The following is a 21,955-nucleotide window of genomic DNA, read 5'->3' on the forward strand; positions in this document are numbered from 1 at the left end:
TGGTAACAACAAGGAGAGGTGCTGGTTTCAATAAAATGAAACCAGCAAATTGGTGATTACTTATAAACAATGCCGTCTTTCATAACAAATTGCACGTTTTCAAGTACGGCAATGTTTTCAAGAGGATTTCCTTTTACGGCAATAATATCGGCTAAAAAGCCGTTTTTAATTTGGCCAAGTTTATCATCAACTTTCAGTAGCTTAGCACTATTAATGGTTGCTGATTGCAGTGCTTGCAATGGTGTCATACCAAATTCAACCATACGTGAAAACTGCTTCGCGTTATCGCCATGTGGGTAAATTGCAGCGTCGGTGCCGAACACCATGTTCACACCCGCTTTAACGGCGCGACTAAAGCTCTCACGTTGTTTTTTAGATACTTGACGCTCTTTATTTAGGTTTTCTTCATCAACACCGTTTTGCTCGCCAAAGGTCAGCGTGTATTCGGTATTATAAATATCCATTGAGAACCACGTACCGTGTTTTTTTGCAAGCTTAATTGCTTCGTCATCCACAAAGCTTACGTGTTCTACACTATCAACACCCGCTACAATGGCAGCTTTAATACCACTGGTGCCGTGAGCATGGGCAGCTACGGTTAAACCGCGCAAATGAGCTTCATCAACAATTGCATTCATTTCATCTTGCGTATATTGCTGAATACCCACTTTAGTACCTTTAGAGAAAACACCACCTGTGGCACAAAATTTAATGGCATTCGCACCGTATTTAATGTTTTCACGTACCTTAGCACGGGCAGACCAAGGACCATCTGCAACACCTTCTGCGGTGTATTTCATTTCAGGAGGTAAACGGTTGTTATCACAATGGCCGCCAGTAACCCCGAGTGATGGGCCCGCAGCCCAAATACGTGGTCCGACAATATCACCTTCGTTAATACCGTCGCGCACCGCAATAACGCTATACCCTTCTGCGCCTAAATTACGTAATGAAGTAAAACCAGCATACAGTGTTTTTTCGGCAAAATGGGCGGCTTTAATCGCTTTGCGCGGCACTGATTGACCAATTCGTGCACTACGAGGCACTGTAGGGTCGCTGGTCAAATGTACATGCATGTCCATTAAACCAGGCACAAGTGTGAGTTCTAATAATTGAATATGCTTATCGCCATCTTTTAAGCTAGGCTGTGTATTCGTCTGTACAGCAGTTATCTGACCATTTTCTATACTGATTAGTGGTGATTTAATCAATTTTCCTGAATTTACATCGACCATGGCTTTTGCCGATACGTAGGTTGTGGCGTAGGTATTTACAGAGACTAAGCAGGCAAGACCTAAGCTAATCGCGAGAACTGTTTTTTTCATTTTTATTCAATATTGGTAAGTCGAAGTTTCACTTTACCAATCACGTTAGTGTGTGTAAATAAAGTGCGATAAGTTGCAGCGATACTTGCTAAACAGGGCGCTAAACCCGCATAATTTACGGGTACTTAATTTAACGGCAGGGAAAGAATGAAAAACATAAAATTAGCACTACTTAGTTCAGCAGTGATGCTCGCATTAATGGGTTGTAATGAATCAACGCCAAAAAGCGAAACAACACCTACAACAGCAGCACAACCATCTGTAAAAACAGAATCAGCCAGCGCACAGCTGGATACATTACTGACCAATTATTTTGAAGACGGTTTACAATTCAACCCGATTGGTGGCACTTATATTGGCCGAAACGAGTTTAACGACGATTTTATTGCTCCGATCAATGAAGCCAATCGCAATGAGCAGCTTAACTTCATTAAAGAATATAAAAACAAACTGGCAAATATTGATAAGACACAATTAACAGGCCAGTCTTTATTAAGCTATGAAATACTCGCTCGAGACTTGGATTTGGCTATTGAAGGGGCACAATTCCCAAGTCACTTAATGCCCATAAATCAAATGGGCGGCGCGCATAACACTTTTGCCGCGTTAGGGTCTGGGCAAAGCGCACAGCCTTTTAATACCGTTGAAGACTATAAAGCATTTGAAAAGCGTGCAGATGGCTTTATCGCTTGGTTAGAGAGCGTTGAGCAATCAATGCGCCAAGGCATGAAAGACAAGGTGGTACTTCCTAAACCGCTTGCTGAAAAACTATTACCACAATTTCAAACTCATATCGTAGAAAAACCAGAAGAGTCATTATTCTGGGGGCCGATTGCTCAGTTACCTGAGTCATTCAGCGACGAACAAAAAGCAGAGCTGACAAGTGCATACACCGCGATGATCAGTGAGCGTTTAGTGCCTGCGTATCAAAAAATGGCTGATTTCTTAGCGAACGAGTATATTCCAAACGCACGAGAAAGTATTGGTTACAGCGACTTACCAAATGGTAAAGCATGGTATGAGTATCAAATTAAGCAGCATACAACACTGAGCCTAAACGCTGATGAAATTCATGACATTGGTTTAAGTGAAGTATCACGCATTTTAACTGAGATGAAAAAAGTAAAAGAAACCGTTGGTTTTGAAGGGGATTTAAAAGCGTTTTTTGAACACCTTCGAACCTCTGATGAGTTTTACTACGACACCCCAGAAGCGCTGATTGCGGCTTATGAAGAAGTGAAAGAAAAAATTGACGCAAAGCTGCCGCAAATGTTTGATATTGCGCCGAAAGCGCCTTACGTTGTAAAAGCCGTTGAAGATTTCCGCGCAGAATCTGCTGCGGGGGCATCGTATCAATCACCTGCGCCAGATGGCTCACGTCCGGGTATTTTTTACATCAATACGTTTAACTTAAAAGCACAGCCTAAGTTTTTACTTGAAACCTTATCAATTCATGAAGCGGCACCAGGACATCATTTCCAAATTGCGCTACAACAAGAAATTGAAGGCTTACCGCTGTTTCGTAAATTTGGTGGGTACACTGTGTTTGCTGAGGGCTGGGCACTTTATGCAGAAAGCCTAGGTAAAGAGTTAGGTTTATTTACCGACCCTTACATGTGGTATGGCCGTTTATCTGACGAACAACTGCGAGCAATGCGCTTAGTACTCGACACGGGTTTCCACGCAAAAGGCTGGACTCGTCAGCAAGGTATTGATTACATGCTTGCGAATTCGTCGATGGCTGAAAGTGATATTATCGCTGAGGTTGAGCGCTATATCGCATGGCCAGGCCAAGCACTGTCTTACAAGTTAGGTCAGTTTAAAATTCAAGAACTACGCGATTATTGTAAGAAAGAACTGGGTGATAAGTTCGATATTAAAGCGTTCCATACGCAAATTCTGATCGATGGTGCATTACCGATGCCGATTCTTGAAGAGAAAATTAAGCGTTGGGTTAGCGAGCAAAAGTAATAGCTCTAGCACTCTAAACTTTGCGCGCATGCTGGCTTTAAGCTAGAATGCGCGCTGTTAGGGGCTTTGAGTAATACCATGTTAGAAGATAAATTTTGGCTTAAGCGCTCGCTTGAGCAAATGTCACGAGAAGAATGGGAAGCCATTTGTGACGGCTGTGGTAAATGTTGTTTAAACACATTTATTGACAGCGAAGACGAAGATGAATTCGCCGCAACAGATCAACTTCGCGAAGGTGAAGAGCTTATTTTCACGAATATCGTATGCCAATACCTTGATAACGATAGCTGTGGCTGTAGTGAGTATGCTAATCGTCAAACTCTCGTGCCTTCATGTGTAAAGCTCACCAAAGAAAACCTAAAAGATATCTTCTTTATGCCACAAAGTTGCAGCTACCGTCGTTTGCATGAAGGCCGTGGTCTTGCGTCTTGGCACCCACTGCTCCATGGTGGCAGCAAAGAAATGATGCACCAATTAGGTATTTCGGTGCGTGATAAAACGATAAAAGACTGTCATGTTGACCTCGACGACTTTGATTTATATGTTGCTGAATGGCCAACCATGGACATCGATTAATGACTACGCTAAAAGCATCGATTGGCCTTTTAAACCCTAAAAGCCCAACCAACGTTGGCGGTGTATTACGCGCCGCAGGATGTTACGACGCCCAGCAGGTTTTTTTTACCGGCAGCCGTTATCTGCGTGCGAATAAGTACCACACTGATACCAAAAATGTGCTTGAGCATATCCCACTGACGCAAGTTGAAAGCCTTGAGCAAGCGAAGCCAGAAGGCGCAACAACGGTAGTGATAGAGCTTGTAGAAGGCGCCACGCCATTACCCGAATTTAAGCACCCAGAAAATGCGTTTTATGTGTTTGGCCCCGAAGATGGTTCGGTCAGTAAAGACGTGCTGACATGGTGTGATGAAGTGGTTTATGTGCCTACCATTGGCTGCATGAATTTAGCTGCTACGTGTAATGTTGTGCTGTATGACAGGTTAGCCAAACTGGGTGGCATTGAAAGCTCAGACACGACTATTTTTAGCAGCCGCGATACTAATAACTCTTTAAAATGGCAGCAACAAAAAGAGCGCTAATGCGCTCTTCTCATTTATCAGTTTAAGCGATTACTTTTTAGTAATTTGTACGTTACTTTCAAGTCCTATGCCGTTGTCAGTAATGTCTGTGGCAAAATAGACACCTACGGGTTGGTCACGCAGGGCTTCAAGTTCAGCCATTTCTTCATTGGTTAACTGACCTGTTGCAGCAATCGTATCAAGTAACGGTAAAAGGATTTTTTGGATATCAAACGCCATATTCACAAACCCATTTTTTGTGACACTTTGCGCGTCTAATTCGTTTGCAATACGGGCTGATTGATCACCCGTGAAAATCACGATGTGATTACCTTTCATCGCCATTTTAATGTCAAAATTAAGCGGGACAGGCGAAGGAATATATTCATTAATGACTACAGCATCACCATTGGCCGGCAGTTTTATATTTGCAAGTGGTGGAACAAACCCCTGCGCAATTGAATATAAACCGTGTGCATCAGTGGCTGATAAAGTCACTAGGGCATCGAGGCTTTCAACTTGTGGGCCTTGAGTGTCATCAAGCGTAAATTTGGCATCTTGTACGCTTAAACTCATTCCTTGAACGCCATTTGCAAAACCCGAGACCATAGCAAGCCCCGCAGTGCTGACATCACGCATTTCATTTTGTAGAGCGACAATCGGGCCACACTTAAATTCGGCTGACTTCAATGCGCCAGTCAATGTATTGGCGAGTGGCAGTACTTTTGCAACATCAATCCCGTAAGCAACACTGAGCATTTGACCATCAAGCTGTGTGGTGTGTTTTGGCACAAAGCCACGCACGGCCTGCAGAGTATTTAGTAAGTCTTGGTCGGTACTTTGTAATACGGCTTTAACATCGAAATCGGCATAATCAGCTGTAATACGTGATTTTGTGGTACCCGATACGGTTGCGGGCCATTTTTGAGCAATGTAAGCGATATCAGCTTGACACTCGGGTGTTGAAATTGCGTCAAATGCATTGGCTTGCTGGGCTTTGTTGAGAAGTTCTGTGAGCATTTGGTGCAAACGCGAGTCTTCTTTACCCGTAATTGCATTGGCAATATGTTGGTGATCAACATAGCCAACTGAGTTGCCATCAAGTGAAAAAGTGCTAATTAACTCAGGCAGTTTTTTAATATCAGCGAGTGACTTAGCTGGTTTTTCTATTCCAAGGGCAATGCGTAAGTCTTGATTGTTCGAAAGAGGAGTTGCTAGAGTTAATGTCGCCCAGTTGTTATGCGTTGACGCAATCAGGTCGATATTATCTAAGCCTTCAAGGCTAATGTTAAACCGTGTGTAGCCTACACCATCAAGTGTTTCGCTTGTGTAAGCAATACCTGCTTCGTCGGCAGATTGCTTAATGCTATTAATAATACTGCTTTGGTCAGCGACTTCAAAACGAACAATTGGCATTAAACCTTGCGCATACATCATTCCTTTATAGTCATCGCCAAACCCCCACATTGATTTAAACGCATCATAAGAGCTTAAAGACTGTTGATACTTTTCCATTAACGAAGCAAGAAACACAGCGTTTGGATCGCTGGTTTGTTTTAGCTCAGCAATAATAGGGGTGAAGTCGTTGGTGCCTTTCATTGCATCAGGCATAAGTGCAAAGTATTTGCTATACGGGAATGGCTTTAATTGGCCGTAAAACACGGCAGTGTCTGCTGGCACATAGGCAAGCTCAGGTAAATCTACATCAACACTGGCTTTATTTTGTGAATACAACACCGCACCTGCAACAATTGCAACAGCACCTACAGCAAGAAGCTTATTATTCATAGCTTGAATTCCTTTTTCTTTAATTAGTTAAAAAACATACCATGATTACAAACCCTTCACCATATTTGCTTAATCAACAATGATAAGATTTTTGTAACAGGGTAATTCAACGCAAATCGCTGTATTACCTGTAAAGCTATGCGATAAATGAAATAATAAAAAAAATGAATGGAGAAGGTGTTTTGCAGGGTATTAATTTAATTAAATCAACAGCTGCTGCTGTTATAAGTGCAATTTTAGTGGGGTGCAGTACAAACCCATTACCCCTAGACCCTGTTATTGGTGACACAGGACAAGCGCTATCAGAGATTGCTATTAAGACTGATGTTACACATTACGATTTAGCACTTGAAGTCATACCAAATAAGAAACGATTAAAGGGGCTATCAAAAACCGACTTTACAATTTTAGCACCCACTCAGTTTGTCGAACTTAAACTGGATAGCCGATTTACTATTACCGCGATTACCTCACAAGATAAGCCACTTAACTTTAAACGAAATCAAGGTGTGATCACCATTGATTTAGGTGAACAAAAAGCGCCAGGGAGTGTCGCTACTGTGTCCGTTGCTTATGAAGGGCAGCCACACATAGCTAAAAATGCACCATGGGATGGGGGTTTTGTTTTTTCACAAACCGAATCTGGTGAACCATGGATTGCAACGGCAGTGCAAGGGGAAGGGTGTGACTTGTTCTGGCCTTGCAAAGATCATTTTGCAGACAAAGCCGATAGCATGCGTATTCGTTTAACTGTGCCAAATGGCTTAAGTGCAGTGAGTAATGGTGTACTGCAAACTATCACGCAACTGAGTGATAATAAGCAACAATTCGATTGGTTATTATCGGTGCCAGCAAGTGATTACAATATTGCGATTAATATTGGGCCCTATACGCGTATTCAAACAGAGTATACCAGTGTGAATGGCGTGACGGTGCCTATTGAGTTTTGGTCTCTCACACAAAATGAGCAAAAAGCACGCGAGCTTATCGACAATGATTTACGCCAGCAGGTGACGTTTTTTGAGAAAATGCTCGGACCCTATCCTTGGGGCGGTGAAAAGTTAGGCTTTGTTGAAACGCCACACTTAGGCATGGAGCATCAAACAGTCAATGCGTATGGCAAAAAGTATGTGCGTGATCCCAATGGATATGATTGGTTATTACAGCATGAGCTTGCCCATGAATGGTTTGGCAATTTAATGACCCACGAAAAGCTTAATGATGCATGGCTTCATGAGGGGTTTGGTTTTTATATGCAACCCAGTTACAGCTTATATAAATTTGGTGACGCAGCCTACAATCACAGTATGTATAAAGCCTATTTAGGTCTTAAAAACTGTGCGCCAGTTGTGCTTGAAGGTCAAATTACATCTGACCAAGCGTTTAACTCTGATATTTATGGTAAGGGTGGCTGGACACTGCATACTCTTCGCTGGCTTGTGGGTGAAGACGTATTTTGGCAAGCAACACGAGAGCTGCTTTACGGTGTGAATAACACCGCATCGTTAACCTACCCAATTGCGCCTCGTTATCGCAACACCGACGAGTTTATTAGCATTGTTAATCGTTTAACAGGTAAAGACTATCAATGGTTTTTTGATGTGTATCTAAAGCAGGCTGAATTACCTGAGCTTGAAGTAACACAAACACCACATAACATTACGTTAAGTTGGAATACAGCCTCGTTAAAAGGGAATAAGTTTCCGATGCCGATCCCTGTGGAAATTAATGGAGAGTCGAACACCTATTACCCTAAAGAGGGTCGTATAAATATTGCCATTCAGCAAGGAGACCATGTTGTTATTGATCCGCAAATGAAAGTGCTTAGATATTTACCGATTATAGACAAATGCTCGAATGAAGAGTCAAAGTTGTAACGAAGAAAATGAACACGGCATGTGTGATTGCCGTGTTCACTGTTAATTTAGGCTAAGTCTGCTGCACTTGGCAATGACGCAAATGCGCCATAGCGACTCACTGCAAAAGCGCCCGCTTTGGCGGCGTAAGCAATCGTCTCTTCGATATTGCTTTGCGTTTGGCAAAACTCTTTAAAACGTTGCTTATTTTCACAGTGCTGGCCAATCTTTGACAGCATACCGCCAATAAAGGCATCGCCAGCGGCAGTGGTATCAACAACGTTGGTGGCAGGTGGGCTTACTTGGCCTTTAAAATCAGCGTGATAAACGTTAATTGCTTCACCGCCATTGGTAACGAGCAAACAGGTTACACCTGCCTTTAAAATGGTATCAATGGTATGTTCAAGTGGCATTGCCTGATGACTTTTTTGATTTAGAAACTCAAGTTCTTCAAATGAAAGTTTTACGATATCTGACAAAGAGATAACATGCCACATTCTATCTAGCGTATGGCGCATGCTTGGCCACAGGTTTTCGCGCAGATTCATGTCAAAACTACAAATTGCACCGGCTTTTTTCGCCTGAGTAAGGCCGTAAATTGTTGTTTGATAGATGTTGTGCTCAGTAAGGCTGTTACTACATACATGCATAATGGCATGTTCAGCAAACATCGAACTGTTAAAGTCATCTACCCGATAAAGTAAATCGGCCGCGGGTGGGCGATAAAAGCTAAATGAACGTTCGCCGCTTTCATCTAGTGAAACAAAGGCGAGTGCTGTTTTAGCGGCATCGGTAAATTGGCAATAATCGGTGTTAACGCCATGCTGTGCCAGCTCATCTTTTATAAAGTGTCCAAACATATCATCGCCAAGCATGCCACAAAAACTGGTTTTTAATCCTAGCTTTGCTGCTGCAACAGCCACGTTAGCAGGCGCACCACCTGCATATTTGGTAAATGATTCAGGCTGTTTGCCGTCAGACAAAAAGTCAATTAGCGCTTCGCCAAAACACACTAAGCTCATTATGTATTCCTCAATGTTATTACTTTTAATACTTCGTAGCAGGCACCCATTGTGTGGTAATCGGTTTTTCCCGCAGGTGATTTTTCGTCACTGTATGCCTGATTGTTTGCTGATAAAATTCTAAACCATGCCCCATACTGATGATCTACCATATGTTGCCAACTGTATTGCCAAATTTTCTCATACCAAAGCCAATATGTATTATCGTGTGTAGCATCAGCGAGTAGGGCGGCAGCGGCCAATGATTCGGCCTGAACCCAAAAGTATTTATCGCTGTCGCAAATCTGTTTATCTGGCGCAAAACCATAAAAAATACCACCGTGCTCGTTATCCCATGCAATAGCCAATGTGTCATCAAATAACGTTTTAGCCCGCTCAACTAGCCAAGGTAATTCAACATGGCGATTTAAAATCAGTAACAGTTTAGCCCATTCAGTTTGGTGGCCTGGTTGAAAGCCCCACGGTCTAAATAAATGGCGAGGGTCATCTTTATTGTAATCAAAGTCGATCTGCCAATCTTGATGGTAATGCTCCCACACAAACTGCTGACTTTTTGCCGCCAACTTTAGTGTGAATGTCTGTGCTAACAGCAGCGCGCGGTCTAAATAGTGGTGCTGATTAGTGGCTTCAAAACACATCAAAAGTGCTTCGCATAGGTGCATATTGGCATTTTGACCGCGGTAAGTGTCGGCTTGACTAAAATCGGCAGTGTATTCGTCTAAATAGGCATTATTTTTGGCATCAAAATAATGGGTTTCAAGTAAATTCCATACTTGCGAAATGGTATTTTCACACTCGCTGATGCCAGCTTTTAATGCGACTGCATTTGCAAGCAATACAAACGCAAGACCATAGCAATGATTCGTGTCATCTAAAATGGTGACCTTGCCTTCGTTGGTTTGTTTTAACAGCCACGCATACCCCCCAGATTTTTGCTTATGCACACGCTCAAGGTGGGCTAAGCCATGGTGTGTTAGTCTGAGGTATTCAGGCTCTTTAAAATGCAAATAGGCCATTGCATAATTAAAAACAAAGCGAGTACTGGACACCAAATGACGGGTTTCTTTGTCATAAATCTGACCGTCATCTTTAAAAAATTGATAGAAGCCACCGCAACCATTTGCTGAATTATCAACACAATGCGGATGATAAAAAGCGAGCGTGTCTTTTATGTGCTGCTTTAAGAAATCAGGGCTTTTAAAATCGACAGTATGCATGCTGCCTCCGGTGGTTTTCTTGATTAAAGCAACTATAGCAGGAAATAAATATTTTGGAACGTTCCTATTAAATCTTTGTGCTATTTTTACTTCAATGTGTAGAATCAAGCGTAACTTGTTAACGGAGTGAAAACCACGTGAGTGAAATTAATACAAACCAATCGTTTGTCGCTGAGGGGTCGCAGCAAAATAAAAACTACCTGCTTCCCTTAACGGCAATGACGACCCTGTTCTTTTTATGGGGTTTTATTACAGTTTTAAATGATGTGTTGATCCCGCGCTTAAAAGGCGTCTTTGATTTAACCTATACCGAAGCAATGCTGGTACAGTTTTGCTTTTTTGGCGCCTACTTTATAGTGTCGTTACCAGCCGGTATGTTGGTGAAAAAATTGGGTTATAAGAACGGGGTTCTAACCGGTTTAATCGTTGCGTCAATTGGCTGTATGTTGTTTTACCCTGCTGTTGTAGTGCATGAGTATTGGCTATTTTTAGGTGCGCTTTTTGTACTAGCTGCAGGCATTACAGTGTTACAAGTATCAGCAAATCCTTATGTTGTCGCATTGGGACCTGAGAAAACAGCATCATCTCGCTTAAACCTTGCGCAAGCGCTCAATTCATTAGGCACAACGGTTGGCCCTTATGTTGGCGGGATCTTATTTTTTGGTACCGCAGGCTCATTGGCGGCGAACGCTGCAACGGCTGAGTCTGTTAAGGTTCCATATTTAATGCTAGCAGCAGCGCTGTTAACGATTGCTGTGGTATTTGCGTTCTTTAAATTACCTGTCATTGCCGAGCACACAGAAGAGCAAGACTGCAAAGCAAAAAATCATAGCCTAAAAGAAGCCCCTCATTTAATTATGGGAGTTGTGGGAATTTTTTGTTACGTGGGTGCAGAGGTGTCAATTGGTAGTTTCTTAGTTAATTACTTTGGTGAAGCACATATTGCGGGGCTTGAAGAGCATGCAGCCGCAAGTTTAATTGCGTACTACTGGGGTGGTGCGATGGTGGGCCGCTTTATCGGTTCTGCGGCATTGCAAAAAATAGCCCCTTCTAAAGCGCTGTTCTTTAACGCCATGATGGTTATTGTATTGTTACTTGTGACAATTTTCACAGAAGGTAATGTGGCACTGTACTCTGTGCTGGCGATTGGTTTATTTAACTCAATTATGTTCCCAACCATATTTTCAGTTGCCATTGAAAGCCTAGGTTCATTAACGAGTAAAGGCTCTGGTTGGTTATGTTTAGCCATTGTTGGTGGAGCGCTTGTGCCTTTAGTGCAAGGTGTTGTTGCCGATACCGTTAGTATTCAAGAAAGCTTCTTCGTTCCAGTGATTTGCTATGCGTTTATTGCTTGGTATGGCTTGAATGTTGTGCGTCTTGCCGACACGTGGAAAAAACGAATAGGTTAAAGCGGCCTCTTTTTAATGAAAACCCTGCGTTTAAGACGCGGGGTTTTTTTATGCCTGATTACCTTAGCCGTATGATTTTATGAATACGTATTCAGTGATACGTGAACACTCACAGCGTAGGAACGTTCCAATAAAAGTGTTGAACTGTGCTGTTGCAATTTGATGTTTGGTTTTCATTATGAGTACACAGAAAGTAATCGATTTTCGTGAAGAAGTGGTTTTAAAAAGCGACGTTTTTATGGTTTTAAGCTAAATTTATAAGACAAAGTGATTTTATTTTGTTAAAAATAAACGGCTAACAACGAAAATAACAACAAATAGGGTTGCCATGCAAAGCACGCTTAAATTTACCACCAAAGTCACCGTAGCTGCGTCATTAGTATTAGTGATAGTGCTGGGTTTATTCACAATTAATAATTTTATCTCAATGCGAAGCCAAACGCAGGAGCAGCTATCTTTAGTTCTGCAAGAGATCTCTCAATCGGTGTCACAAAATATTGCTAACTGGCTTAATGCCAAACTAGCCATCGTGTCTTCTGTGGCTGATACCTACCAATTAGGTGACAGCAAAGCGTTGACCTTAACCCAGCTTAGTACGGCAGACAAAGCGGGCAATTTTAAAAATACGTACATTGGTATTTCAGATGGAACGTTTGTACTTAATGATCAATCTGTTGTATTACCGCCAGACTACGACGCAACAACACGCCCTTGGTATAAGCTTGTTGAAAACAAAACGAATACGGCTTTCACCGCGCCATATATTGATGTAACCACAAACGAATTAACTATTTCGGCTGTCGCGCCAATGCAATCAAATGGTGTATTTAGTGGGGTTGCTGGCGCTGATATCGATATGAAAACCATCACTAAAATCGTTAACGAAATTGACTTTTTAGGGTTTGGTTATGGCTTTTTACTGGATAGTGAAGGACGTATTTTAAGTCATCCCGACACGAAATATAATGATAAAAATATGCGTGACCTGTTTGGCAAAAATCTGTCTTTACAGTCAGAGTTTGTTGAAGTGCAAGTTGCGGGCTCAGATAAGCTAGTCTCGTTTACTAAAATAAAAGGCATTAAGAATGTTGATTGGTATTTAGGTGTGGTGATCAACGAAGAGATAGCGTATTCGTCAGTGGCGTCATTTAGAAACATGGCGGCTGTTTACATGCTTATTGGGATTGTTGCGATTGTACTGATGATGCAATTTTTATTGCGTTATTTAATGCGCCCAATGCAGCGCTTAAGCGATGCAATTAAAGACATTGCTCAAGGCGAGGGCGATTTAACACGTCGTCTTGAAATCGAGAATAATGATGAATTTGGTGAATTGAGTCATTACTTCAATGCCTTTATAGAAAAAATTCATAGCTCAATTGAACAAGTAAAAAGTACCACGGTTGAGCTGGAGCGATTAGTTGAAAGCTTAGTAAATCAAACTCAAGGCACACTCGCTATGTACGCTGATCAAACAAAGCGTACAGATAATGTGGCTACGGCAATTAATGAGTTAACTTCAAGTGCAGTCGAAATATCAAACAGTGCTAGTAATGCCTCTAAATTAGCGACAAGTGCAAATAGCCAATCGCTGCAAAGTCAGTCTGCACTCGCAGACAACTTAAATGCAATTAATGCACTGTCACGTAATATGGAGCAAGCACAAAAAACCATTAACAGCTTAGATGCTCACACGGTCAGTATCGGCCAAGTACTCGAAGTGATTAAAGGGGTAAGCGAGCAAACAAATCTACTTGCTTTAAATGCCGCAATAGAGGCTGCCCGAGCGGGTGAAGCGGGTCGAGGGTTTGCTGTTGTTGCAGACGAAGTACGTCAGCTTGCTCATCGTACACAACAATCAACACAAGAGATCGAAGACACCATAACGCAGTTACAACAGGGCTCGGCGTCAGCAGTTGAAGTAATGACTGCCAGTATTAAAGACAGCGAGAAAAGCGTTGAACAAGCGCATATTGCGGGTGACAAAATGGCCGAGGTTACACAGGCAATCGAGTCAATAGATGAAGTAAATCACAGTGTTGCAAATGCAACAACCGAGCAAAATCATGTTATTCAAAGCTTAGATAGTGATATTCATTCAATTAGTGAGTTGTCTAACCAAGGGCAAAGTAACTTAAACAATACCCTCAATGAGTGCACTAAACTTAAAGCGCAGTTTTATGAACTTGAAAAGCTCGTTCTGAAGTTTAAAGTATAAAGGTATTCTCACTTTTGGATCAAAACTGGCTTAGTGCCATTACCTTAAAAAGTGTCGACACGGCGGACAAACAACGCCGTGCCTTCACGTTATTTACCATGGCTTTTTTTGCCATAGCATTAATTACCACATTACTCATTTTGAACTATCAGGTGTATGCCTTACCGCTTACAGTGATGCTGCTAATAAGCGATATAGCCATCGTCGGGTGTTTGCTTTATTACTTTCGAACGGGAAATCTCACTGCAATCGCCTGCATTATCTTATTAATTATTATGCTGTTGTGTATCTCACTGGTGTATACCGGAGGTAAAGAAAATACAGCATTGTATTGGCTAATGTTTTATCCGGTTGTTGCCTATGTAACGCTAGGGCTTAAAGTGGGTAGTGTATTTGTGGCCATTATGTACTTAAGCACTACACTTTTGTTGTTTGGTGCTGATGTTGGTCAGGTAAGTTATGGTCATGTTGAAATGACACGATTTTTGGCCTCATTCACATTGGTTATTTTGTTCTCTGGGATCAGTGAATTTTTCCGTCAAAAAAGCCATCAAAAAATTGCTGATATTACCCTTATTGAAAAGCGTGACGCTTTAACCGACCCACTCACCGGGCTTGCCAATCGTCGCTATATTTATGAGCATATTTGTCCACGCTTAGAATCGGATGCACAAAGTTATTTACCCATGTCGATATTGTTAATTGATCTAGATAACTTTAAATTAGTTAATGATACTTACGGTCATGATTTTGGCGATCAGGTTTTGATTGCCTTTACGTCTATGCTTTTCGATAAGCTACGCACGACCGATATAAAAGCACGCTATGGAGGAGAAGAATTTATAATTTTATTACCCAATACCGAGCTCAAAACAGCCCATCGCGTTGCTGAAAAATTATGTGCCTATGTTGCCGATAAGCGCATAGCTTATGATGTGGGAATGGCCGTGTCTATTACCTGTAGTATTGGTATCGCGAGCTTAAATCACGCCAGTCAGTTAGTAAGGCTGTTAAGCAAGCCGATGATAATCTTTACAAGGCTAAAATAGCAGGGCGCAATACTGTTGTATCCAATAAACAAGAAGACGAGTAAATGGCCAGATTAATATATGTTTACGACCCAATGTGCAGTTGGTGTTGGGGGTACAGAGAAACGTGGTTAAAACTGCAGGCTGCGTTAACCGATAAACTCAGCATTGAGTATAAAGTAGGGGGGCTTGCACCTGATAGCGATGAGCCAATGCCCTTAGACATGCAGCAATTTTTACAGCAAACATGGCATCGAATCGAGCAGCAGCTTGGTACGAAATTTAATCATGATTTTTGGCATACAGCTCAACCACGCCGCTCTACCTACCCAGCATGTCGTGCGGTACTTGTTGCAAGGCAACACGATAAAGAGCCCGAAATGCTCTATGCCATTCAAAAAGCCTACTACTTAAACGCACAAAACCCATCTGACATAGGCACCCTTGCTAATCTCGCAGAGCAAATAGGCTTAGATAAAACAGTCTTTATTAAAGATATTCAAAGTGATGCTATTAATGCGTTATTAATGGCTGAAATAAACGCAGCGCGTTCACTGCCAATCCAAGGCTTTCCTTCTTTAGTGCTCGAAAATAAAGGGGAGTACCATGTAATCCCAGTTAATTACCTTGATTGGGAAGCCAGTTATCAGCAGATCCTTTCGCTTATATAGTCTCAAAGCCAGCTCTTTTGTTTTTTAAGAGAGGGGAGTCATTTAACGAGGGTTAGTAGGAAAATTTCATATCACTTTTTTGACTAATTATTTATTAGAGCAATCAATTAGTTGAGTAATATTGAAACATTCTTCTATTGTTATGGTTTGAGCGCTTGCATAGTTAAATAACGACCCAATCACTCGTTTTGTGATCACGGTAAAAGAAGAGCAACCAACTTTTAATATATAGTAATTGGCTAATAACTTTGTTAATAATATGTCTTTAAGATAATTGAGCTTCAGCGTGGTATAAAAATGACCGACTAGCTCGATATATACCTGTTAGGTATTTAGGAGAATCACGGAATGATCGAAGCAAGTTGTCATTGTGGCAACATTAAAATAGCGGTTCCTAAAATCACAGATACGGTTACAAGTTGTAATTGTTCTGCTTGCAGTAAGTATGCATCTTTATGGGCTTACTTTTCACCCAAAGACGTTAAATTTACTACGATAGATAATTCTATTGCTTCATATTCTTGGGGTGATAAAACCATTGAATTCCATCACTGTAATAACTGCGGTTGTTTAACTCATTACACACCAACAGAACTTGGCAATAAAGATAAAATGGCTGTCAATTTTCGTTTAGTAAATGCAAATATTCTTAGCGCTCTTAAAATTAGATATTTTGACGGCGCAGATACATGGAAAGAAATAAAGCAGTAAATGCCTAACAAGGCATTCTAAGTTGGACAAATTGTCGTGAACTTTTTGTTCGTGTCTTGCCTATTTTAGCTAACAGCAATTTGCCGCTTAAATGGCGTTAACCTTATCAATAATATGTATTAGATTATGCGAAATTTTTATAAAACCCATCTGCTAACAACACTTTTATTTGGAGTGTTATCATTCAAAACACTTGGCCAAGACCAATCAGCTACCTACGAAATAATTAATCTTTCTGATGATTTTTATTCTGTATATCAGTCAAGCAAAACGTTATCCCCTGAAAAGAGAGCAGAGCAGTTTTCACAGTATTTCACCTCTCAGTTTGAGCCTTTCTATAGTAATAAGAGCTTTGTTAAATCTATTGAAAGTTTCAGTGAGATAGAAGATGTATACTTATTAAAAAACAGAGAGTTATCTAAAAATTTAAATGGTAGCATGGACTCGTTTATTGCTACTTTTGAAGATTTTAAATCTGAAACACCAATATATATACTCCATTCGCTCGGTGGCTTCAATGGGGCAACACGTGATTTGAATGGCAAATCTTACTTAATGTTTGGTGTAGATCTGATGGCTAAATACCATAACTGGAAGAATGACACCCCATTTTTCCATCATGAGCTATTTCATGTTTACCATGAAAACTTTTTTCAATGTAATGATGAACTCTGGTGCTCGCTATGGACTGAGGGCTTAGCAACGTACGTGTCACACCAATTGAATTCGTCTGCGAGTAATGATGAATTGATGCTAAACATACCTGAAAATATGATTAAAAATGTCCGTTCTAGACTGCGTTATTCGCTGACTGATCTTAAGGGAAAATTTTACTCGAAAAATCCTGAAACATACTCTTCATTCTTCAGTTTCAGAAAAGATGAAACAAATTTGCCATACCGCAGAGGTTATTACCTAGGCTACATTTTAGCTAAAGAAATAGGCAAAGATTACAGTTTAGAAGAGTTGGCTAAAATGGAGAAAAAGACTGTAGAGCTATTATTACTAAAAGCACTTGATTCATTAATCGAATTGCAAGGCTGACAAATAGTTAAACTGGGTCTTAAAACAGTTTATTTTGAGTGTCTTACTATTCTAACAAACTATTTTAAGCCCGTTAATGTTGGGTTATTGATTATAGACTCAACGCGTTCCTGACCTTTGACCGAGATATATTACTCGTCTTTGCCCCTAAATGAGCTAATGTAAATGCTCTAAAGATCTGCTTTGAGCGAAGCAGTCAATCAAAAGTTTTGATGTCTGAAGTCAAGATTTGATCCTCGTTGGCTTTTTCAAAACGAATGGGCACGAGCTTTTGTAATAGTGGCAACACAAGCAAAGGCTCAGAGCGATTATCAATACAAACAACGGCATTTGCACTACTCAGCGCTCTCACCAATGCGTTAACAGGGGCTATATCGTCCAAAGACTCAATAAAACAATTGTCTTTCTCAAACTTACTAATATCGTCGAAATACGCATCAGGCGAAAAACAATATAACTCAAGCGGCTTAACTACCGCGTTATTGTTGTTTGATAGTTTTTTCCCTAACACGATGAGTGGATGAGCTTTTTATCCAATCCGAGCTTAAGCAAAAGCATATTTATTAAATCCATGTACTTCACTGAATACCAAATTAAAATAGCGTCATATTTTTATCGTGCATTATTAGGTACATTAAAACAATAGCTATTTTGATGAATTACCAGCGATTGCGCTATGCACTATGAGTAAGTAATTTAATCCATTCATCTGCGTTTGACACAATGAATTGATATTTATTACCATCTTTTAATATGATTTCAATTGCATCACGTGTATAAGGCAAAATACCTGCAACTTTACCAGTACACTTACTCACTTTGACAATTTCACGCTGTGCAAACATATAAGGTCCTAACCCAAATTGCGCATTAAACGGTGCAAAATGAATATCGGTGTTGGTTAGCCAAAATCTACCGTCGGCTTTGATTGTCCCTTGTTGAATCGTGGCGATTGTCGATTTGATTGTTATTGCATGCATAATAGTATCTCTTGATGTAGCTCTTAATGTGTCAGTTTTGCTGCTTTTAAGTCATTACCAAGTGACGACATTTAGGCTGACTGTATTATCTTTCTCTTGGTTTGCCTACCGTTAAGTAGTGCGCCAAACCATGTATTTTTAACTAATAATAAATAACTTATTTGACCTATAAGTAATGTTAAAACCACGCTAACTATAAACTTTACTAAAACTGGCAAATTAGTATTAATCAATGGCATCTGAATATAAATCAGCACTGGCACATGTATTAAATAAATCCAATATGATGCATTTGATATGCTGCGACTGAGCTTACTTTTGTGATTTAAAAAACGATGCCCAAGTAAAAACGTTATGGCGGTTAACAAAATAACACTCAGTCCTTGTGATAAAACATGCAATACATATAGCTCTCCCGCTGCGGAAAAAGACCCCGTAGTTGCGGCAGCAATCACTTCATCTAAGCTTGGCGCGGCTGGTAATAAAGAAAAATAGCCAGTCAGTGATATTGCAACACCCAAAATAAGAGGCCATAAGTATTTATGATATGACGAAATGAGTTGTTGTTTTTTATAAAGCCCTACTCCTAAACAATAAAAACTGCCGTAAAAACCATACGACCACAACTGTGGCGTGAGTTTATCAGGAGCAGGAAATGGAATAGATTGCCCCATTAATGAAAACGTTAACACGATGGGAAGTACAACCCACATAAATAAAGGGTGGACGCTAAGCGCATCGAATTTATTGCCTAATAAGTTAGTTGTTTTCAACAACCAGTGAATTAAGCAAAACTGGAATAAGTTCCACAAAAACCATAAGTGCATAGTGCTAACAACAGGCTCTTTAATAACTTTAAACACAGCAAAAATCGGCGGTATTGGATTAGCTATACCGGCTCCAAAACTCAAGGCATGGTAGTAAACGGCAAAGCTTAACGGTAAAAATACAATAAAAGGCAGTAGAATATGTTTACTGCGATGATGTAAAAAGCGCGCGTTGCTCGATTTGTCTATTAAAAGTGAACTGCAAAACCCTGCAATAATAAAAAATAACGGCATCCGAAATAAGTGCAGCGTATGCGTAATATAATCAAATAGACCATGTGTGCTTGGGTCTGCCGTAAACCAAATATTGCTAAAGAACGGACTGTAGGCTAAAGCGGCATGAAATACTATGCCAAGCAATAGCGCGAGGCTGCGTAAATTATCAATATAATGTAATCGACTGTCTTTATTCATTAATGTGCCCAACTAATTTTTATTAATAAAGCATAAATGAATGAGGCATAATGGCACTAGTCACAAAGCTCATAGCCCGAGCTATGACAGATGTCACTGTTTTTACAACGCGAGTTCTGCAATAATTGCTAAAAAAATATGGTCATAGTAATGGAATCAACTATACGACATACAACCGATTGGCATTTCTCAACATTGGCATCGTGGCTTGGGGTGACATCGGCGTGTGCCTATTATGCCAACTCAGAATTAGCGCTATATTTGCAAATCATAGTAAGTGGTTCCATTTTAGCTATTTTGCTGTATGTGTTAAAACAGCCTAACAAATTTGTTCACGGCGTAGCACTTGGCTATTTCCTGCTTATTTTGGCAATGATACAACTGAGTTCAACATCCTTAGTTTTTATCCACCTAGTGATGTTTACCGCGGTTTTTAGTCCTCATTTTTCGCTTCCTAAAATACTGGCTTGCGTTGTGGCCGCCATGCTGGTGTATGGTTTAACGCATTATGCGCGCTGGGAAAATGGCATTCCTTGGATCACGTTTACAATTTGGTTTTTCTTTTGCTTGATGAATTGGTTTGTCAGTCGCCGGATTGTCGAAAGTTTAAATACACATTACCAATCCCGCCAAAACTACAAAGAGTTAAAAGCCACCCAACACATGATGGGGGTGATGCATGCAGCGCAAGAGCGACAAAAGATATCACGCGAGCTCCATGACTCACTCGGCCATAAGCTTACCGCGCTCAGCATTAATTTAGATTTTGCTAAAAGAGCAGCAAATGAAGCCACCGTTGAAACCCTCTCTCTTTGTCACCAACTTAGCCAAGAAGTATTGGCTGAGGTGCGCGAAATCGTTTCCACTCAACGCAATGACAAAACGATACTTAAGCAAGCTCTTGAGGCCATTTGCGAACTAACACCTAATTTACACTGTGATCTCCAACTAAATAAGGAGACAGAGCAGCTCCCTCAAGACTACGCCCTTTGTGTATTGCGGTTTACCCAAGAGATGATCAGCAACACCCTTAAACATACCCAAGCAAACCATTTTACTTTGCATGTAAATGTCACCCACGTTGGCGAACAGCTGCTGTTAGTTGCAAAAGCGTATCACAATCAACCAGAGACCCATTTACCAAAACAAGGGAACGGATTAGCAGGATTAAATGAGCGAATGGCACAATTTAGCGGTGAATTTTCACAACACCTTGAGCAAGAAACACTGATCAATACCATGACACTACCACTAAATTTAGAAGAAAAAAGCCATGATAAAGTGCCTACTAGTTGAAGATCAGACATTAGTTCGTTTAGGCCTCGCTAATTTACTTAACCTTGATAGCGCCATTAATATCGAAGCCCAAGCTGAAGATGGCTTGCAAGCGCTTACACTATTAGCTGAGCATAGTTTTGACATTGCTTTACTCGATATGAGAATGCCGAATTTAGATGGGCTCGGCGTGCTGCAAAAAATGCGTGAAAAGGGTGATAAAACCCCTGTGCTGATCATTACCACATTTGAAGATTGTGATGTATTAGTCAAAGCCCTTAATCTAGGTGCTCGTGGGTATGTGCTTAAAAACATTGAACTTGAAGAACTCATTAGCGCTATAAAGCAGGTCGTTGCAGGTGAGCGAGTATTGCAAAGTGCGGTGACTGATTTTTTACTCAAAAAGGAACTAAGCCCTCAGCTCTGCTTAACGGACAAAGAACAAACCGTATTGCAGTGTTTGTCTTTGGGTATGCCAAACAAAATGATTGCCAAAAAATTAGATAACTCTGAGGGGACTATTCGTAATCATGTGTCACAAATTCTTGCCAAATTAGATGTAAAAGACCGCACTCAGGCCGTTATAAAAGCCATTAATCAAAACCTAATTTAACACGCGAACAACACCAAATTACTATTTTTGATTAGGCTTAAGTGGTGCAATCAACATAAATAAGAGTAAACAAAACCAACTAATAAACAAACAGGCGACTATCCATGCGAGCTTTTCTTGGCGTTCCACTTTTTGTGACCTAGCAATGAGTATGATTGGCATCACCCAAATTTTGATTTCAGACATTAAAGATCTTCAGTGTCTGCTCATGGCACCGAACCGCCCGTCGACTCTAACTCATAACTGTCGGATAGACGACACCTGTTACCAAGTGTCGCCCTCCTAAGAACCGTACGTGCAACTTTCACTGCATACGGCTCAAGCCTTCACGAAGGCACCTAATTGGTACCCAGCAACTTATAAAGCAGCGAGATTAGGTTCATTCCAAGAGTTGCGGCATTGCCTCTTTGCTTTTCTCTTTGCCAAGTATTCTTGGTATAAAGGATCAAAAGGCGTAGCTTCACTCCTGATTTTCACATGTCTCTCTATTGGCACCTTAGCTATTTGAAA

At 40.8% G+C, this 21,955-nt stretch carries 20 protein-coding genes; 12 read left to right on the plus strand and 8 right to left on the minus strand.

Annotation, left to right across the window (positions count from 1 at the left end; translation table 11 throughout):
* Window positions 1–56 precede the first annotated feature (56 nt).
* Window positions 57–1,325, minus strand: a complete 1,269-nt coding sequence (locus JIG41_RS07555) for an amidohydrolase family protein (protein ID WP_036971915.1) — start codon at window positions 1,323–1,325, stop codon at window positions 57–59.
* Between the two features lie 147 nt (window positions 1,326–1,472).
* On the opposite strand from JIG41_RS07555, the gene JIG41_RS07560 reads away from it, so the two are divergent.
* The 3 genes from JIG41_RS07560 to JIG41_RS07570 all read left to right on the plus strand — a co-directional run bounded on the left by JIG41_RS07560 (window position 1,473) and on the right by JIG41_RS07570 (window position 4,393).
* Entirely contained in the window at window positions 1,473–3,296 is a 1,824-nt protein-coding gene (locus tag JIG41_RS07560; protein ID WP_199524518.1) for a DUF885 family protein, read from the plus strand.
* 78 nt (window positions 3,297–3,374) lie between these two features.
* Window positions 3,375–3,872, plus strand: a complete 498-nt coding sequence (locus JIG41_RS07565) for a YcgN family cysteine cluster protein (RefSeq protein WP_065979069.1) — start codon at window positions 3,375–3,377, stop codon at window positions 3,870–3,872.
* The gene (locus JIG41_RS07570) at window positions 3,872–4,393 is read left to right on the plus strand and encodes an RNA methyltransferase (RefSeq protein ID WP_065979070.1); all 522 of its coding nucleotides are present in this window, start codon (window positions 3,872–3,874) and stop codon (window positions 4,391–4,393) included. Before JIG41_RS07565 ends, JIG41_RS07570 begins: the two co-directional genes overlap by 1 nt.
* Window positions 4,394–4,423: 30 nt before the next feature.
* Here JIG41_RS07570 and JIG41_RS07575 read toward each other — a convergent pair whose 3' ends face one another.
* Window positions 4,424–6,160, minus strand: a complete 1,737-nt coding sequence (locus JIG41_RS07575) for a hypothetical protein (protein ID WP_199524519.1) — start codon at window positions 6,158–6,160, stop codon at window positions 4,424–4,426.
* A 182-nt stretch (window positions 6,161–6,342) separates the two neighbouring features.
* Between JIG41_RS07575 and JIG41_RS07580 the strand changes: the two genes are divergently transcribed.
* Window positions 6,343–8,037, plus strand: coding sequence for a M1 family metallopeptidase (locus JIG41_RS07580; RefSeq protein WP_249406626.1), 1,695 nt, complete (start codon window positions 6,343–6,345; stop codon window positions 8,035–8,037).
* A gap of 47 nt (window positions 8,038–8,084) precedes the next feature.
* Here the strand turns inward: JIG41_RS07580 and JIG41_RS07585 are convergent, their stop codons facing one another.
* Complete coding sequence (locus JIG41_RS07585) at window positions 8,085–9,038, minus strand: carbohydrate kinase (protein ID WP_036971904.1); 954 nt, start codon at window positions 9,036–9,038, stop codon at window positions 8,085–8,087.
* Window positions 9,038–10,255, minus strand: coding sequence for an AGE family epimerase/isomerase (locus tag JIG41_RS07590; protein WP_199524521.1), 1,218 nt, complete (start codon window positions 10,253–10,255; stop codon window positions 9,038–9,040). The genes JIG41_RS07585 and JIG41_RS07590 overlap by 1 nt, the downstream gene beginning before the upstream one ends.
* 137 nt (window positions 10,256–10,392) lie before the next feature.
* On the opposite strand from JIG41_RS07590, the gene JIG41_RS07595 reads away from it, so the two are divergent.
* The 6 genes from JIG41_RS07595 to JIG41_RS07620 all read left to right on the plus strand — a co-directional run bounded on the left by JIG41_RS07595 (window position 10,393) and on the right by JIG41_RS07620 (window position 17,336).
* The gene (locus JIG41_RS07595; protein WP_075593285.1) at window positions 10,393–11,664 is read left to right on the plus strand and encodes a sugar MFS transporter; all 1,272 of its coding nucleotides are present in this window, start codon (window positions 10,393–10,395) and stop codon (window positions 11,662–11,664) included.
* A 328-nt stretch (window positions 11,665–11,992) separates the two neighbouring features.
* Window positions 11,993–13,882, plus strand: coding sequence for a methyl-accepting chemotaxis protein (locus JIG41_RS07600; RefSeq protein WP_065979075.1), 1,890 nt, complete (start codon window positions 11,993–11,995; stop codon window positions 13,880–13,882).
* A 14-nt stretch (window positions 13,883–13,896) separates the two neighbouring features.
* The gene (locus JIG41_RS07605) at window positions 13,897–14,931 is read left to right on the plus strand and encodes a GGDEF domain-containing protein (RefSeq protein WP_312000481.1); all 1,035 of its coding nucleotides are present in this window, start codon (window positions 13,897–13,899) and stop codon (window positions 14,929–14,931) included.
* A gap of 44 nt (window positions 14,932–14,975) precedes the next feature.
* Complete coding sequence (locus JIG41_RS07610; RefSeq protein WP_065979077.1) at window positions 14,976–15,581, plus strand: DsbA family protein; 606 nt, start codon at window positions 14,976–14,978, stop codon at window positions 15,579–15,581.
* Window positions 15,582–15,929: 348 nt separating this feature from the next.
* Window positions 15,930–16,292: a GFA family protein gene (locus JIG41_RS07615; protein ID WP_083202766.1), complete on the plus strand. Its 363-nt coding sequence runs from the start codon at window positions 15,930–15,932 to the stop codon at window positions 16,290–16,292.
* 126 nt (window positions 16,293–16,418) lie between these two features.
* Window positions 16,419–17,336: a DUF5700 domain-containing putative Zn-dependent protease gene (locus tag JIG41_RS07620; protein ID WP_065979078.1), complete on the plus strand. Its 918-nt coding sequence runs from the start codon at window positions 16,419–16,421 to the stop codon at window positions 17,334–17,336.
* Between the two features lie 196 nt (window positions 17,337–17,532).
* Here JIG41_RS07620 and JIG41_RS07625 read toward each other — a convergent pair whose 3' ends face one another.
* From JIG41_RS07625 to JIG41_RS07635, 3 genes are all read right to left on the minus strand, one after another.
* A complete protein-coding gene (locus JIG41_RS07625) occupies window positions 17,533–17,847 on the minus strand; it encodes a hypothetical protein (protein ID WP_036971883.1) in 315 nt (104 codons plus the stop codon).
* Window positions 17,848–18,010: 163 nt separating this feature from the next.
* Window positions 18,011–18,316 (minus strand): hypothetical protein, encoded by a 306-nt coding sequence (locus JIG41_RS07630; RefSeq protein ID WP_180311869.1) that lies wholly within the window; start codon window positions 18,314–18,316, stop codon window positions 18,011–18,013.
* 71 nt (window positions 18,317–18,387) lie between these two features.
* Window positions 18,388–19,557 carry an acyltransferase family protein gene (locus JIG41_RS07635; RefSeq protein ID WP_065979080.1) on the minus strand — a complete coding sequence of 390 codons (1,170 nt, stop codon included), beginning with the start codon at window positions 19,555–19,557 and terminating at the stop codon, window positions 18,388–18,390.
* A gap of 150 nt (window positions 19,558–19,707) precedes the next feature.
* On the opposite strand from JIG41_RS07635, the gene JIG41_RS07640 reads away from it, so the two are divergent.
* Both JIG41_RS07640 and JIG41_RS07645 read left to right on the plus strand, forming a co-directional pair.
* Complete coding sequence (locus JIG41_RS07640; protein WP_199524522.1) at window positions 19,708–20,853, plus strand: sensor histidine kinase; 1,146 nt, start codon at window positions 19,708–19,710, stop codon at window positions 20,851–20,853.
* Window positions 20,831–21,445: a response regulator transcription factor gene (locus JIG41_RS07645; RefSeq protein WP_036971875.1), complete on the plus strand. Its 615-nt coding sequence runs from the start codon at window positions 20,831–20,833 to the stop codon at window positions 21,443–21,445. The genes JIG41_RS07640 and JIG41_RS07645 overlap by 23 nt, the downstream gene beginning before the upstream one ends.
* Window positions 21,446–21,466: 21 nt before the next feature.
* On the opposite strand, the gene JIG41_RS07650 is transcribed toward JIG41_RS07645, so the two are convergent.
* Window positions 21,467–21,631: a hypothetical protein gene (locus JIG41_RS07650; protein WP_155950849.1), complete on the minus strand. Its 165-nt coding sequence runs from the start codon at window positions 21,629–21,631 to the stop codon at window positions 21,467–21,469.
* Window positions 21,632–21,955: the final 324 nt, after the last annotated feature.

Origin of the sequence: Pseudoalteromonas sp. bablab_jr011 (assembly GCF_016464045.1) — a bacterium.
Classification (GTDB): domain Bacteria; phylum Pseudomonadota; class Gammaproteobacteria; order Enterobacterales; family Alteromonadaceae; genus Pseudoalteromonas; species Pseudoalteromonas lipolytica.

Bases quoted from the DNA above. Each gene is read 5' to 3' on its own strand.
- JIG41_RS07555 (WP_036971915.1), bottom strand. From the start codon at position 1,325: ATGAAAAAAACAGTTCTCGCGATTAGCTTAGGTCTTGCCTGCTTAGTC.
- JIG41_RS07560 (WP_199524518.1), top strand. From the start codon at position 1,473: ATGAAAAACATAAAATTAGCACTACTTAGTTCAGCAGTGATGCTCGCA.
- JIG41_RS07565 (WP_065979069.1), top strand. From the start codon at position 3,375: ATGTTAGAAGATAAATTTTGGCTTAAGCGCTCGCTTGAGCAAATGTCA.
- JIG41_RS07570 (WP_065979070.1), top strand. From the start codon at position 3,872: ATGACTACGCTAAAAGCATCGATTGGCCTTTTAAACCCTAAAAGCCCA.
- JIG41_RS07575 (WP_199524519.1), bottom strand. From the start codon at position 6,160: ATGAATAATAAGCTTCTTGCTGTAGGTGCTGTTGCAATTGTTGCAGGT.
- JIG41_RS07585 (WP_036971904.1), bottom strand. From the start codon at position 9,038: ATGAGCTTAGTGTGTTTTGGCGAAGCGCTAATTGACTTTTTGTCTGAC.
- JIG41_RS07590 (WP_199524521.1), bottom strand. From the start codon at position 10,255: ATGCATACTGTCGATTTTAAAAGCCCTGATTTCTTAAAGCAGCACATA.
- JIG41_RS07600 (WP_065979075.1), top strand. From the start codon at position 11,993: ATGCAAAGCACGCTTAAATTTACCACCAAAGTCACCGTAGCTGCGTCA.
- JIG41_RS07610 (WP_065979077.1), top strand. From the start codon at position 14,976: ATGGCCAGATTAATATATGTTTACGACCCAATGTGCAGTTGGTGTTGG.
- JIG41_RS07615 (WP_083202766.1), top strand. From the start codon at position 15,930: ATGATCGAAGCAAGTTGTCATTGTGGCAACATTAAAATAGCGGTTCCT.
- JIG41_RS07620 (WP_065979078.1), top strand. From the start codon at position 16,419: ATGCGAAATTTTTATAAAACCCATCTGCTAACAACACTTTTATTTGGA.
- JIG41_RS07630 (WP_180311869.1), bottom strand. From the start codon at position 18,316: ATGCATGCAATAACAATCAAATCGACAATCGCCACGATTCAACAAGGG.
- JIG41_RS07635 (WP_065979080.1), bottom strand. From the start codon at position 19,557: ATGAATAAAGACAGTCGATTACATTATATTGATAATTTACGCAGCCTC.
- JIG41_RS07640 (WP_199524522.1), top strand. From the start codon at position 19,708: ATGGAATCAACTATACGACATACAACCGATTGGCATTTCTCAACATTG.
- JIG41_RS07645 (WP_036971875.1), top strand. From the start codon at position 20,831: ATGATAAAGTGCCTACTAGTTGAAGATCAGACATTAGTTCGTTTAGGC.
- JIG41_RS07650 (WP_155950849.1), bottom strand. From the start codon at position 21,631: ATGTCTGAAATCAAAATTTGGGTGATGCCAATCATACTCATTGCTAGG.